This is a genomic window from Pedobacter hiemivivus, from assembly GCF_005144565.1.
Classification (GTDB): Bacteria; Bacteroidota; Bacteroidia; order Sphingobacteriales; family Sphingobacteriaceae; genus Pedobacter; species Pedobacter hiemivivus.
On the sequence record NZ_SWDX01000003.1, the window covers coordinates 67,668 to 83,314 of the forward strand.

8 protein-coding genes are annotated in these 15,647 nt (G+C 41.4%); 1 reads left to right on the top strand and 7 read right to left on the bottom strand.

The features are described from left to right. Window positions 1-8: 8 nt before the first annotated feature. From FBD94_RS07475 to FBD94_RS07505, 7 genes are all read right to left on the bottom strand, one after another. Window positions 9-2,087: a RagB/SusD family nutrient uptake outer membrane protein gene (locus tag FBD94_RS07475; RefSeq protein ID WP_136879733.1), complete on the bottom strand. Its 2,079-nt coding sequence runs from the start codon at window positions 2,085-2,087 to the stop codon at window positions 9-11. A gap of 11 nt (window positions 2,088-2,098) precedes the next feature. Continuing rightward, entirely contained in the window at window positions 2,099-5,158 is a 3,060-nt protein-coding gene (locus FBD94_RS07480) for a SusC/RagA family TonB-linked outer membrane protein (protein WP_136879734.1), read from the bottom strand. 24 nt (window positions 5,159-5,182) lie between these two features. Continuing rightward, on the bottom strand, window positions 5,183-6,562 hold the full coding sequence (locus tag FBD94_RS07485; protein ID WP_136879735.1) for an IPT/TIG domain-containing protein: 1,380 nt from the start codon (window positions 6,560-6,562) through the stop codon (window positions 5,183-5,185). 442 nt (window positions 6,563-7,004) lie between these two features. Next, entirely contained in the window at window positions 7,005-8,141 is a 1,137-nt protein-coding gene (locus tag FBD94_RS07490; protein WP_136879736.1) for an aldose epimerase family protein, read from the bottom strand. Window positions 8,142-8,177: 36 nt separating this feature from the next. Continuing rightward, window positions 8,178-9,410 (bottom strand): glycoside hydrolase family 88/105 protein, encoded by a 1,233-nt coding sequence (locus FBD94_RS07495; protein WP_131610502.1) that lies wholly within the window; start codon window positions 9,408-9,410, stop codon window positions 8,178-8,180. Then, a complete protein-coding gene (locus FBD94_RS07500) occupies window positions 9,407-10,597 on the bottom strand; it encodes a glycoside hydrolase family 130 protein (protein WP_136879737.1) in 1,191 nt (396 codons plus the stop codon). Before FBD94_RS07500 ends, FBD94_RS07495 begins: the two co-directional genes overlap by 4 nt. A gap of 6 nt (window positions 10,598-10,603) precedes the next feature. Further along, complete coding sequence (locus FBD94_RS07505) at window positions 10,604-12,172, bottom strand: family 43 glycosylhydrolase (RefSeq protein ID WP_136879738.1); 1,569 nt, start codon at window positions 12,170-12,172, stop codon at window positions 10,604-10,606. Between the two features lie 325 nt (window positions 12,173-12,497). Between FBD94_RS07505 and FBD94_RS07510 the strand changes: the two genes are divergently transcribed. Next, window positions 12,498-15,647, top strand: coding sequence for a ligand-binding sensor domain-containing protein (locus FBD94_RS07510; RefSeq protein WP_205945853.1), 3,150 nt, complete (start codon window positions 12,498-12,500; stop codon window positions 15,645-15,647).

Here is a 15,647-nt window from a genome sequence, read left to right on the forward strand (position 1 = left end):
AAAATAAACTATTCAGGATTTGTCCAGCCCGGATTCTGCACTAAAAATTTGTTACGTCTGAGCTCATCAAAATGAATCGGCCAGAACCACATTTTTAGGGTAAATATTGATGGCAAGGACGGGGTTTCAACCGGGGTATGGAACAGGTCTGCCTGCGTTTTTGTCGCATAAGCATTATATCCATAAACGGGAGCAGATTCCTCTCCCGGAGCGTCTGTCCAGCGACGCAGATCAAAATATCGGTGCCCCTCAGCAAATAATTCAATCTGACGTTCTCTTTTTAGTTTAACCCGGAATTTTGTCGCATCAGCATACACATCATTCGCATAGTCGGCTAATCCTGCTCTGATCCGAATTGGCTGGATCCCTCTTTTTATTTCCGAAATATTCCGACCCATCGTATGCGTTGCTTTACCGTCCCAGGAAGGGATGGAGTATGATCCGTTCAACTCATTTAAAGCTTCCGCATAAATCAGCAGGATTTCTGCATATCGGATTGCCGGATCAACTTTATCTTTGATGCGACTTTGGTCAAGCGGAGTAAGTATCACATTACTGATATCGTCAGGATGAACATACTTTTTAATGCCGATCCCTGTACGCGTCCAGTATGTAGTATTTTTATAGCCATTGGGATCACCGCGGTAATAAAATATCTGCACATTAGGTTTTTCATCTTTTGTCACTTCTGCATTCAGCAAATTCCAGGTCGAACCATTGTAGGAAACTGAAGCATAGAAGCGAGGTTCACGCTTTGCAAATTGTTTACTTACACCAGCAGCCAATGCACCCAATTCCGGATAATTTGCCGATTCAGCTGTCTGTACAAAACCTGCTGCACGCTGTTGTGTGTTATACCTGTCTTGATAACCGGGGCGTCCAGCATACATGCTGTTCATTCCAGGGATATCAGTACCATCGTTCATATAATACGCATCAGCCTGTTTTAACGTCATACCATGAGAATTATAGCCTTTTCCTTCCAACCGGGGTAATTGATGTACCACCATATTGCCAATAAATTCGCTACCCTGATTTCTGCCACGCGTAAAAATAAGTTCACGATTTTCAGAAGCGGAAACTGCACCATTAAATACGGAGCGATACGATTCAAACGGGTCTATATCTTTCCAACCGGCAGGCCAGTTGCTGTTTGAAAAGTTATTGTCTGAAGGTGGCGTAACGGTCGCCGGGTAGGCGATATCACCAACAGTCTTCTTATAAGCAACGAACAATTGATATTGTCCAAGGTCTATAACATCCTTTGCAGCGGCAGCTGCCCGGGCCCATTTGGATTCATCGTAAGTTAGCGAAAGTAGCGGCTTTTTATCTTTATTCACCATTAATGCAGCTACCTCAGCTGGCGCTTTACCATTGGCTAAGGGGCTAGCGGCATACAACAATACTTTAGCCCGAAGGGCCAATGCAGCACCACGTGTAGGTCGGGCAAGCTGCTGTACCCCATTTTGAAGTGGAAGTACTTTCGCAGCTTCCACAAGCTCATTGGAAATATAATCTGCGCATTCCGCATAGGTATTTCTGGCCTGCGCAATTTCATCATACTCTTTGGTATAGTCAATACCTTCGTCTGGAATTATAGGTACCGGACCATAGGTACGGAGAAGAATCCAATAAAAGTAAGCTCTTAAAAAACGGGCCTGTCCCTTAAGATCTCCCATTTCCTGTGCGGTAAACTGTTTATTGAGATCGATATTATTCAGGAAAATTGAGGCTTGCCGGATTCCCTGATATCCAGTTACCCAGATTGTTTTGCTTTCACCATCCAGACCTTCTTCACTGTACTGTCCATTTTTCCAGCGTTTATACTCATCGTTTTCATCTCCGTAAAACATATCATCAGCGAAATTAAAAGGTATCACCTTTTTACTGGCAACATCTTGCATCACGTTGGTTCCCAAAAAATAATACGCACGTGCCAACCATCTGTTAGCATAGTCGGAATTAGTAAATACGTCCTCCGTAGTCATTCTTTCATCGAACAGATAATCCGAATCCAGGTATTTTTTACACCCGCCAATCACCAAAACAGATGCAGCAAAGATTAAAATTATAGCTATTTTTTTCATATTTCTTTTTCTTATAAACCGACAGATAATCCCAATGAAAAGGTTCTGCTCAGCGGATAAACTTTTCCGTCTGGATTTCCCAACTCCGGATCCCATAACTTAAATTTCGAAAATGTGTACAGATTGGTGCCGACAAAAAATATACGGGCATTGCTTATCCGGACCCTATTCACCAATGATTTTGGGATCTGATAGCCAACATCTAATGTTTTCAAACGCAGATACGATCCATCCCTAAGCCAGAATGAAGATCTCTGATAATTGTTGCTGTTGTTTCCGTAGGTCAGTCGTGGATACTCGGCATTCGGATCCTCGTTTGTACCAAGAATCCAGCGGTTACTGTTCGCGAGCGAAGTCAATACATTCCCCCATCCATCTCCACCTGAGAACATAAAAACTGAACTTCCACTGATAAAATAACTTGATTTGCCTACGCCTTGAAAATGCATGTTGATGTCCAACCCTTTCCAGCGGGCAGAAAGGCCAAATCCATAGGTTAAATTGGGTCTGGTTGTTGCCCCTATCGCTACAACATCATTTCCATCTACCTTACCGTCACCGTTCACATCTTTGTATTTGATGTCGCCTGGCATAACCGTGCCAAAGGTCTGCTGCGGACTATTTCTGATATCGTCATAATCTTTAAACAAGCCTAAAGAAACCAATCCTCTCGCTTGATTAATGCGATGGCCTTCTTGCAGTCTATATTCATAAATCGTATTTTCTTCATCGCGTTCAATGATCTCATTTTTACTATAGGTAACATTTGCGCGGAAAGTCAGATCCACATTAAAAAGCTTCTGAGTGACCGCAATATTTCCATCGAATCCACGTACTTTTACAATACCTACGTTGGCCGAAGGATCACTTTCTAGTCCAGCGAATCCTGGAAGATATTCACGCCGCATGTAAATTCCCTCCCGAAGTTCACTAAACAGGTCGAAAGCACCATTGATCTTATCGCCAAAAAACGAATAATCGAGTCCTAGATCCTGTTTAGTCGCAATTTCCCAGGTAACATTTGGAGAGGCTATGGAAGAATAGCGGATTCCATTCCATGGATTATTACTATCATAACCACCGAAATTATATCCTCCACCAGTCATTTGTTCAACAGTGTACAAATAAGGAAATCTGATGTCCCCCATATTGTCATTTCCGGCTTTTCCATACGAATAACGCACTTTAAACATATTCACCCATCCCAGTTTTTTGAGGAAAGACTCCTCACCAATATTCCAGGCACCTGAAATGGCTGGAAAGAATCCGAATCGGTAATCTTTATGGAAATTCTCAGAACCTGTATAACCGAAGTTAAAGTCGATATAATATCGGTTGTTCCAATTGTAATTCACTCGGCCTGCAATGCCCTGGTTCCGACGGGCTATTCCATTTTTAAGATCTGTGCCAATATTCTGGGTAAACACTTTAGACGACTGTGTATATTTTGTAATCGCTCCAAAATGATGGTTTCCTAAATCTTTGTTGTATAAGAGATCCCATTCAAAGAAGTCCCTGCGGTCGCCGTCCGAGCCAGAAGTTTGGGTCATTTTTTGTTCTTCGGCTACCCGAGTGAACACCAATGTCCCATCTGCATTACGATAACGGGCTGCATTCCACAATTCAGGACGCTTGAATCGCTTAACGTAATTATCATTATTGGTATCATATCCATACCTTCCAATAAACTTAAGTCCGTTAGTGATAAAATCCAGTTTCTGCTCTAAGTTTAACGTGGTCTGAATATTATTTGTCCAGCTTTCGTTGTATCCTGTCATTGTTCCTTGTACCCAGGGATTGAGGTTGTCATCTTTTCCTGTCCATGAGGGAATTTTCCCATTCGAATATTGCATCGGCATCATGATTGGGTTATATCCCATAAGTGTAGTCCAAATGGCATTTGTTCCAACACCTGGATCATTCTGCTGCCTCAAGGACCCGGAAACGCCCACCTTTAATAAGGTAGATTTGGTGATGTCCATATCGACATTTAAGCGATAGGTATATTTTTTAAAATTGGTATTGGTATTGTAATCACCAATTGCCTCATCCACTTTGTACATTCCCTGTTGATTCTGATATCCCCCAGATACAAAATAACGTGCTGTTTTTCCACCCCCGCTTAAATTCAATATACTACGCTGGCTCTTTGCTCCATCGCGAAGCAAAACATCCATCCAGTCCACGTTGGGAAAAAGATCAGGGTCCAAGCCCAGACGCAATATTTCCATTTCTGAAGCGGAATACAGTGGTTGCAAATTTCGGGTAGTCTTGGCTTCGTTGGCGAGTGAAGCATAGGTGTATCCATCTGCAAAATCAGGAAGTTTAGTAGCGGTATTATAAAATCCTTCTATTTTCGCATTGATCTCAACTTTGCCCTCCTTGCCTCTTTTTGTCGTAATCAAAATAACCCCATTCGCACCTCTGCTACCATAAATAGCCGTTGCCGAAGCATCTTTCAGAACTGAAAATGACGCCACATCCTCCACATTGATTTCATTCATATCCCGTTCAAAGCCGTCTATCAATACCAATGCAGAATTGTTTGCTCCGAATGTAGATATACTCCTGATCCAGAATTCAGACACACTCCCCGGCCTGCCGGAGCTTTGCATGGCCTGAATACCAGGCACGACGCCCGCTAAGGCATCTGCCATAGAAGTAGATGGGTTTGACTTCAATCGTTCCACATCTACTGTTGTGATCGCGCCCGTCACAGCAATCCTTTTCTCCGCACCAGTAGCGGTAATAACGACTTCATTAAGCTTACTGTCGTCATTTTCTTTCATTGTGACATTGATGGTACGCTGGTCTTTCACCAATACCTCTTTTTTCTGATAACCAATATAGCTGAAGATCAAAGTTTGAAAAGGACGCATTTTTATGCTGTATTTTCCATCGGTCACAGTAGTGGTTCCCAATCCGGGCATATTGCTCACAGCTATACTTACACCTATAAGAGGTAAATTTTGCTCGTCGAGAACAACTCCTTTCACAGTTATCTCCTCCTGGGCCCGAACGTTAAAGAACATCCCCATCAAGACTATGCATGTTAGTAAAATAAATTTCATCTTTTATATTTGAGTGTTAGTTTTCTATTCTTCTTTTGCTATTTTTCGAATCAGCCAATTGCCGGAGTCACCGATATAAAAACATTTCTTCAGCTCATCATACGCAATTGCCTGCGGACTATTGAAACGAGCCTCAGTACGTAAATCACCGTTCGCATACCCGCTTGTACCATTATTTCCACGTCCGGCAAATGTGCCTACCCTTCCCTGCGGCGTGAGCGTACGGATAGCATGATTACTCTTGTCGCAGAAGTAAAAATCATACTGATCCCCTCCCGCTGCTTCATAATCCGGATTTTTGACAAATACACCCTGTACAGGAAAATTTAACCTTGCATTCGTTCCAATTCCATCTGCATAACCTGCAATACCGGCCTCCCCACAAATTGTGTATGGAATTTTAAAGGTTTTGTTGACCCGATCGTAATCGGTACGCATGATGAAATGCTTATCATACTCCAGCAGGTAAGCATAATCCCCAGTGGGATGCATGACCATGTAAATGGCAATACCACTATATGGATTTGTAAATACCGGTTTATCTTCCTTGGTATTAAAGTCATACCTTCGAACATCCCCTGCTCTGAATCTGGAATAATACAATTCTCCATTTTGCGGATGAATTAATGTTCCCCGCACTCCACGGGAGTACACTTCAATGGCTTGCTTCTGAACAAAGTTTGATTGGCGGCTAAATATATAATTACCGTATTTGGTATCGCTGGCATGGTTGTGAGAAACGATCATATCCTGGTTCCCATCAATCTTCCAGGTCATCACAGATGCATCGTCAAGGCCAGTTCTAAAATAGCTTACATATTTGTTTTCGAAATCAATCAACCGACTACTACTGGTACCGGCTGTAAAATAAAGACGGTTGGGATTTTTAGGATCAAAGGATAACCACTGTATACCTTTAAATGCTCCGCAGTCGTCAAACGGACCTTCTTTCTCCTGAAAAGCGGAAGCAACTTCGTAATACTTCCCGAGAAATGTCGAGACCAGCCATTTCCTGGTGTAGGCCAGCACCTCTTTGGCTGCTGCATTGGCGATCTCCTTATTGTCACCGTCAACAACGAATACCTTAATATCTCCGTCGTAGGCTTGCGCCGGAACGAGGCAATATAAGCTGTTATTTTTGACACCCACTACTACAGCAACTTTTCCACCAATCATTACTTTGATCTTGGATGGGTCAGTGCCAAAATTCTCCCCGTAAATAACCAGATTGTTTCCTGCTCCCCCTTCCTTAGGATAGAAATCTGTAACCACTACCGGTTTAGACGGATCGAACCCGGCTTCTTGCTTTACTTCATCTTGTTTACAATGCGTTAAGCTAAGAACAATCAAGCCGAGCAACATCCAATGGATTTGCCAGCGCCTAACATTGTTTTTTATTTTCATATACATATTGCTTTTATCCGACGAGCGTCGGGTTACACTACATTTAATTAATTAACTAACTATCTGGGTGTCCAGAAAGCCGTACTGAGAAATAATATTGGGTAAGCGGATTACTGTTTGACTTTGCCATACACGCTGGCCTGAGTAATCATCGTGGTCATAAATAAGAAATGTAAATTTTTGTTCATAGAATGGTTATTATACTGCAATTACTATAAGTGCTATAGCCAGAAGAGTGCATGCAGTTGGTTTATATTTGGTTGATTATTAATCAAATTAAACGATTACGATTTGTATAATTTGTTCAACTTTTTGTCGAATTATCTCAATTTATAGGAGTGCAAACATAAAATTCAGCCGAAAAAAGAGGAACAATGGGCTACCAAAAAAGGGAACCTTTTGGATTCCCCTTTTACTATTAAACCATTATCGCGATCTATTATTACTTTATTTTTGAGGTAAACGCATACACCGAATGGCTTTCATACACTTGTCCGGGCTTTAAAATTGTTGTTGGAAAAGTAGGCTGATTAGGACTATCAGGAAAATGTTGTGTTTCCAGGCAAAATGCAGTTCTGAAATCATCCATTCCTTTACGTAGCTTGTTCTTGCCTTGCATAAAATTGCCTCCATAAAATTGAAGACCGGGCTCTGTGGTATAAACCCGCATCACAATCCCAGTTTTTTCTCCTTCAACTTCGGCAGCGAGCACATCCAGCCCGGAAGCATTCAATACATAATTATGATCGTAGCCTTTACCAAAACGAAGTTGTTCATTTTTGATATCCACACGCTCGCCAATGGTAACAGGAGTGCTAAAGTCAAATGGAGTATCCTTTACCGGCTCCAATTGCCCGGTAGGAATTAAAGTAGCATCCACAGGAGTGTAACGTGAGGCGTTAATTCTCAATAAATGATGGTTAATAGTTCCTGATCCCTCTCCGTTTAGGTTGAAGAAAGCGTGATTGGTCAGGTTCAGTACTGTGGTCTGGTCAGTTACCGCACGGTAATCTAATTTCAAACGATTGTCGCTGGTTAGCGTATAAGTCACGCTTGCCTGTAAATTACCCGGGAAGCCTTGCTCTCCATTTACGGAACGATAAGTAAGGGTCAAAACCGAATCACCTTGTTTCACCGCATCCCATACTTTGTATTGAAAGCCCGCTTTCCCTCCGTGTAAAGTATTCGGTCCATTATTGACTGACAACTGGTACTCCTTCCCCTCCAATGAAAAATTCCCTCTTGCTATTCGGTTTCCATAACGGCCAATCGTTGCCCCAAAATAAGGTTCAGCACTATTGATATAGCCCGACAGACTGTCAAATCCAACCACAACATTCGTTAAATCCTTTTTTTTATCTGGGACTAATAGTGAAACCAGTCGCCCGCCATAATTGGTTATTGCAGCACACATACCTGCGCTATTTTTTAAAACATACAATTCGACTGGCTTCCCTGCTACCACCTGCTTAAAATTCGCTGAATCAGGCAACAAATTATCATTGCTTTTATTCTTCATAGCACAGCCACTTGCAAGCAGGATCAGGCCATAACTCAACGTAAATATTCTTTTTCTCATTATAATTCAGATCATTTATTTCTAATAGGGTTATTTTTATTTAGCCAGACTACTAGCCTTATTGTATTTTACCATTTCGGCTCCAGCCATAATTACCGGGCCAATGCCATGTACATCATTATAAGGAACCGGCCTTTTGTAATAAAAACTCACCGCATCCGAGATCCCTGTACCAATACAGATATCAAAAATCCCACCCTGTTGGTCTACTTTAGAGGCTACACCTTTCCAGCCTTCTTTCGCAATGCTGATGTATGATTTAGGTATCCAACCCTCATTTACAGCCTTGGCTACGGCATAGGTAAACATCGCTGTAGCTGAAGTCTCGAGATAAGAATCTTTTTTGTCCAATACTTGATTCCATAAGCCAGATACATCCTGGTAACGTGCAAAGCCAACGATCTGGCGCAACAGCAGGTCAATCAAATGTTTACGTTTTGGATGGTCTGCAGGTAGTGCAGCAATTAAATCTGTTTGCGCCAAGGCAAGCCATCCATTGCAACGGCCCCAACGCGCTACACCTTGCTGATTTACGTCGGCATAATAACAGTGAATATAAAGACCGGTAGCATTATCGTAGAGGTAACTATTAAAATTATCAACCTGCATAATGGCATCGTCAAAATATTTTTTATCGCCGGTAATTTTTCCCATGCGTGCCAGTAGCGGAACACTCATATATAAGTCATCAGCCCATAAAGTCATTTTCCTTGAACTTGGACGTACTAAGGTTTTATCTGCCAATCTCAGTTGTTTCGCGCTGACATAGTCAGTTGCACGTTTTAAGTATGCCGTATAATCTGCACGTTTTTCGGTCATATTTACATCGGCCAAACCGGCTGCCATTGCTCCGCAGGCATCCAATTCATTCATCGCAAAAAGCGGCGCCCATTCCGTCCTCTGCTTTTCCTTATAAAGCTTTTCAAAGTAGGCACTGTTGCTAAATACAAAATCATAGTTACGTGCAGCATATTCAGCATACTTGGCTTCGCCGGTAAGATTGCTTAGCTGTACCATACTGATGGCCAATACCCCCATAGGGTAATACCATTTATTGTAAGGACTTTCAGCCCTCAGATCAGGCGTACTTTCCAGCCCTTTTGTAGAGGGATACTTAACTCCTGTTTTTATATTTTTAAACTGAAATGATGTATTGTCGATCACATTATTTGCTACACGGCGTATCACATCTTCGGGTTGACTACTGGGTTGGGCTTGACTAAAAAGTGCGCAAATGGTTAAAAGAATTGATAGTGAGGTTTTTTTCATATTGGTTTATTTATTGGTGTATTAATTTTTTGGGTATCAATAATTGGATCAGGCTCAACTCGTTTGGCTGGATTATATATGGCGACGCCAACTCTTGAATCGGCGCAGCCATAATAGAGAAACCATTTTTCTTTAAACCACGCCATCCCTTCAATAAATACGGTACCATTAGCGTATTGTCCGCTTTTTTCAAAGGATTCCATAGGTCTGAAGAAAGGAACGTCAAGGCGGTCCACTAATTTGGTAGGGTCAGTTTTGTCAAACAGCATCTGACCTGCACAATATGCGCCTCCGTTGAACCGCTTATCACCCCTTTCACCAGGATTGTTTCTACCATTATAAAGCAGAACAATTCCCTTTTCGGTCATTACAGCTGGAGGGCCACATTCGGTCATATCGCTATCGAAAAAACCTGTTCGTGGTGAGGCCAGTTTCAATAATGCGCCCTCTGCATCTACTAAGGGTTTCCAGTCCAGCAGATTTGATGACGTTGCAGCATATACATGCCTTTCCCCCCAGTACATAAAATATTGGCCATTCGATTTAACAATAACTTGTCTGCGGCCCTTAACTTGTGTTAAAATAGACGCCGATTTTGTAGGAATGTTAAGAAACTTCCCTTCATAAGCATCCTGAAATATTGGGCCATGCTTTGTCCAATGGATAAGGTCCTTTGAAGTTGCAACTCCCAATCTTGGTACCTTTCGGTTCCATTGGGTATACAACATCACGTAAGTTCCATCTTCAGTTACTGCTACCCGAGGATCTTCACATCCCCCTGGCCATTCAAACTCTTTTTGATCATCATGATCAGGGTAAAGAACAGGTTCAGTTTTGCGCGTAAAATTCAGGCCATCTTTACTAATGGCATAGCCCAATCTCGAGGTCCGGCGACCAATTTTAATCCCGCTTTTGTCTTCAGATCGATAAAGGACAACAATTTTTCCATCTTTGACTGCAGCTGCCGGGTTAAAGGTATCGTTAGCCTGCCATTGAATCCTGGAATTTGTCATCGGATCCATAAACACTGTACTCGAGTCTGCAGAAATTATTGGGTTTACCCCATTGGGCCTTACAAAGCCCCCAAGCGCCCAATCGGGAAGGATGTTTTTATTTTGTGCTGAACTATTGATACCGACACAGCAGGTCAATATCAGGCTTAATAAAAAAAGGTATCTATTTTTCATATTTTATCATTCACCTACAGGAACAGCAATATCGACCCCGGTTGCGGTGGCAAGGCCGAAATTCGGCGAACCGTCAGCATTCCAGCTAATCTTCTGCATCCTTGGGCTTCGGCTTCCGTTGGTCACATTAGGGACACTCCTCGCATGGTATATAAACCAGTTTTCTTTTTTGAGTACCCCGTTAGGATCAGTATAACTGCTGGTAAAAAAGCCGTTGTGCCCTGGCCCGTAAACAGCGTTAGCATCATTTCTTACGAAAACCTGTTTCTTATTGATCCAGTCTGCAACTACTGTAGGATCACCTCCGCTTTTCAACTGTATCTGTGCCAGGCAATAATCATCGCTGCTATACCGACTGGCAGAATAGATGATAAATACTGGGCTGCTGGCATCTTTCTGCAACATGATCGGCCCTTCATTCACACCTGCACCTATAGAACTCGGTTCATGTTTCTCCCAGGTGTTAGTAGGTGATGATATTTTGATCCTCGGGCCACTGATGGTCCATGGATTTGACATGGTGGCTAGATAAAGATATTGTTTATACCTGCTGGCTGTACTGTCCCATCCCGACCAGATGAAATAATTGGTTGATCCTATAGTCAGGATCGAACCATCAATAGCCCACTGATCACTAGAGTCAAATATCTTACCTTTAAAGGTCCAGGTTCCAGTCATCGGGTCTGCATTCGCATTTTCTAATACATACATGCGATGGGTATCTCCGGTACCATCATTGGCTGCAAAATAGATGTACCATTTTCCGGAAAGGAAATGCAACTCGGGTGCCCATATATTCGAAGAATATGCTGTGCCAGTAGGCGGAGTCCAGACTACGCTTTCTGTAGCCGTAGAGAGCAAGGACATTGAAGTGGTTTTTCTAAGGCCGATCTTATTCCCCCTGGTGTACATGAAATAATAATAACCATCTTTTTCTGCAACATAAGGGTCTGGCCTACTGGCTTCAATCAATGGGTTTTGAAAATTTACATTATGGAAATTGAATAGGTCCTGCGTACCAGAGACCGTACTCTTTTGCCTGATTTTTGTACCGGGGGTATTGTTTTCAGGATCGACCACCATTTTCATCCCCGTAGCTTTGTTCGTTAGCGAGAACACATTGTTACTCCCAGAATAGCCAATCGACCAGGATTGAGCATCGCTTCCGTCATCAGTAGCCTGCTGTAAAATGTCACCTGAAGTTGAGGAAGGCGATTCCAGGCATTTGGCGCTGGTCGCGTTGACTAGTTTATAATAGGTCGCATCAATTTTCAGCAATTTCCATTTCTGTCCGTTGTTAGGAAACCAGGACCATTGCTGAATTTTTGCATTTTCTGCTGTTGAATTACCTGTTACCTCAACAACCGGACCGTTAGGCAAAGATGATGCGCCTCTAATGCGGTAAGTAGCCCCATCAACCAGCGTGCCCAATGGTGGGGCCGCAGCAATGACCATATCTACATTATTTGCAGTCTTACTATCAGCATCGATCACAACTTTTGATACTTCTTTTTGACAAGCTGTTAGCAATAACAACATGGCGGCAGTCAGTTTAGTGAGTGATTTAATTTTCATAAAAACAAAATCTGGTACTGCGTAGGCACGTTCATTTGCCGGGAAAAGAGAATTCGCAGTATGGTTTATATTTGGTTAATTATCTCAAAGTAAAGGAATGATGTCTGTAATATTTGATCATTTTTTTGTCGATTTGTCTCAAATCCACAGCCTTTCCGTCTCACAAATACAGAGTTAAAAAACTGAAAATCAATAACTAACAAACAAAACAAGAGACAAAAAAACGAGTTCCTTATTAAACAGAAATGATATAACCCACCTATTTATATATATTTGAACAAACCAAATTATGCGGCTCATATTTTCATTTGTTTTTTTTCAAGTGATGCTATTTTTTGCAGTTATCTGCAAAGGGCAATTTCATTACTTTAAACATTATCAGGCCGATGATGGCTTAACACATAATTCGGTGACCTCAATCATCCAGGATAAGAAAGGCATGATCTGGGTTGGTACCCGAGGTGGATTGAACCGTTTTGATGGTTACACTTTTAAAGTGTACAAAAATGAAAAAAACAAATTTGGCAACATAGGTGATGATCTGATCACCAATATTGTTGAAAATAAAAATGGCATGCTGTGGATTGGTACTGGCAGAGGAATCTTTAAGTACGACCCTTATAAAGAAGTCTTTACTCCATTCGAAAAAGCACCAACAACTTACATCAACAATATTTTAATAGCTGATCAAAATAACTTGTTTTTTTTAGCAGAAAGGAAACTGTACCAGTACATCCAAAAAGAAGATAAGGTTGTGGATTTGAAAATAGGAGCATCCTGCCTGGCCATTGACAGTAACATGAATTTATGGATAGGTAATGATGACGGCTTGATCATAAAGTATAATCTCCGAAATAAACAAACTACCAGTGTTAGAATCATTGATCAGCACATCCCTGCTAATTTGCGTTCTATCAGCAAAATATTCCTTACCGGAAATCATGAAATATTAATAGGCTGCTTTAAACAGGGCTTGAAAAGCTATAATACCAAAACCGGGCTAATCAGATCCTTAGCCCTGCATAATAAAGACAATACCGATATATATGTACGCGATATTACCGCTGCCAATAATCAGGAATACTGGATAGCTACCGAATCCGGTATTTATATCTACAATTCAGTAACAAACACCAGTCAAAATTTACGCAAAAGGTACGGCGATCCTTATTCTATTGCAGATAACGCCGTTTATACAGTATGCAAAGATAACAAGGGTGGAATGTGGGCCGGTACCTTTTTTGGAGGATTAAACTACTATTCAAAGGAGAATGCAAGATTCGAAAAATACTATCCCTTACTGGGGGCAAACTCCATATCAGGCAGTGCCGTGCGGGAAATTTGTGCAGACAATAAGGGTAACTTATGGATTGGAACCGAAGACGCTGGATTTAATAAATTCAACGTAAAAACAGGACAGTTTACCAATTATACTTCGACAGGAAAAAAAGGAGATGTATCCTATCCCAATATACATGGTTTACTAGCCTTAGGTAATCAATTGTTCATAGGGCCATTTTTGCATGGCCTGGAAATCATGGATATTCGTACTGGCTTAATAGCCGAACGTCATAAGATCATCGGTGGTAAGGGCGACCAGGTTAGTGATTTTGTCCTCTGCATTTATCTTACAAAGGATAGCACCTTACTTGTTGGTACAGCCTATAACGGTTCTGGTCTATTTACCTATGACAGGAAGCACAAAACATTTACCCGCATTAAACAAATCCCTTATAACTCGTATGTTTTTGACATCAAAGAGGACCAAAAAGGGAATATCTGGACCGGTAGCGTAGCCCAGGGTGCATTTTATTACCACCCTAAAACTGGCAAACATGGTAATATCCGCTTTGGCAACAAAGTCAAAAATAAAATCGTAAACGAGTTCCCTGTATATGGGATACTGGAAGACAGCAACCATGCCATGTGGTTTACTACCGAAGGCGGTGGTATGATCAGGTTAAGTCCAGATGGGAAGACCATTAAAAAGTTCACCACTGAAAATGGCCTGCCTAGCAATGTCTTATTCCGCATGTTGGAAGACGACTCAAAACATCTATGGATCAGCTCATTAAAGGGATTGATTTGTTTTGATATGCAGACAGAACAATTCAAAATTTATACGCAATCGAACGGGCTGATTACCGATCAGTTCAATTTCAACTCGGCTTATAAAGATGGCAATGGCAAAATGTATTTTGGATCTGTGAAAGGGATGATTGCTTTTGACCCGAAAACTTTTGAACAAAAAGAAACTGGCCCATCGACTTACATCACCGGCTTTCAGATCAACAATAAAGAGATCATGCCCAATATGGATAATAGTCCGCTTCACAAATCTATTTTATATACTGACACTATAGTACTCAAGCACGACCAAAATAATTTCAGCATAGAGTTTGCTGCACTAAACTACTCCTCCCCAGAGGTTACCCGATATGAATATTTAATGCAGGGCCTCGATAAAAACCGAACCTATCTCAGCAGTAACCGCAAAGCTTATTTTACAGATTTATCCGCCGGCGATTATACATTTACGGTTCGGGCCAAAAGTAATATAGGTAGCTGGACAGGTAAAGAGCGTCTTCTTTTCATTAAAATTCTGCCCCCCTTCTGGAAAAGTTACATGGCTTATTTCTGCTACTTACTTGCATTGGCGATCAGCCTATTCTGGTCAATACGCTACTATCATCGTTATTTGGAGCGTAGAAATCTGAATAAACTCCAGCTTTTTGAACACGAAAAGGAAAAAGAGATTTACCAGGCCAAAATTGAATTTTTCACCAATATCGCACATGAGATACAAACGCCTTTAACATTAATTGTAGGTCCGGTGGAACGAATGCTAAAAAAAGCAGATGAACATATGGGCATCCGAAAAAGCTTGCTGATGGTTGAAAAAAATGCTAAACGTTTGGCAGAACTGACCAGCCAGCTCCTTGATTTCCGCAAAACGGAAATGAATCAATTTGGATTAAACTTTGTCAATACAGACATCAACCATTTACTAAATGAACAAATTTCGGCGTTTAGACAAGAGGCCGAAAAAAACAACATTTCTCTACACATTGAATTGCCCAAAAATCCTGTTATCGTTTTCGCCGATACAGAAGCTTTGGTAAAGATCTGCAGTAACCTGATCTCAAATGCCATCAAATATGCTGCAGGTACAGCCACAGTTAGTTTGGCTGCAGTAGAGCCTACAGACGAGCAATTTACCATTAGCTTTAGCAACGATGGTAAAGGCATACCTGATGAATTCAGGGATAAAATATTTGAACCTTTTTTCAGATTGTATAGCAAAGATAAACCAGGAACCGGAATTGGACTTTCACTGGCCAAATCCCTGACAGAATTACACAATGGTTCATTAAAATTAGTGTCTGGCCAGACGAATAGGATAGTTTTCGAATTAACTTTACCTGTACATCAAAAATTCGAATTTAAGTTAAGCAGTTGGAAAAAGATAAAATAG